At 48.2% G+C, this 272-nt stretch carries 1 pseudogene; it reads right to left on the minus strand.

Features of this window, described 5'->3' with window-relative positions:
• Positions 1-272: pseudogene (locus tag AAEY83_RS15085) on the minus strand (threonine ammonia-lyase, biosynthetic); the annotation flags it as partial.

The raw sequence follows: 272 nt of genomic DNA on the forward strand, positions 1-272 counted from the left end.
AGTCTGCTCAGGGATGGTCACGCCAAAGATGGCTTCCTTTTTCTCCCCTATCTCAGTACTCTCAGCGATATAGCGCAGACGGTCAAAGTTCATATTGGCACCGCAGATGATGCTTACGCAGTTTTTGCCTTGTAGACTATGAGCTTCGATATATTTTTTCATGCCCGCAACGGGTAACGCGCCAGCAGGCTCAACGATGCTACGGTTTTCTTCAAAGATGTCTTTGACGGCAGCGCAGACTTCATCATTGGTACAAGTGATAACGTCAGGGT

The sequence above is a fragment of the Psychrobacter sp. TB20-MNA-CIBAN-0197 genome (assembly GCF_040309765.1).
GTDB lineage: Bacteria > Pseudomonadota > Gammaproteobacteria > Pseudomonadales > Moraxellaceae > Psychrobacter > Psychrobacter submarinus.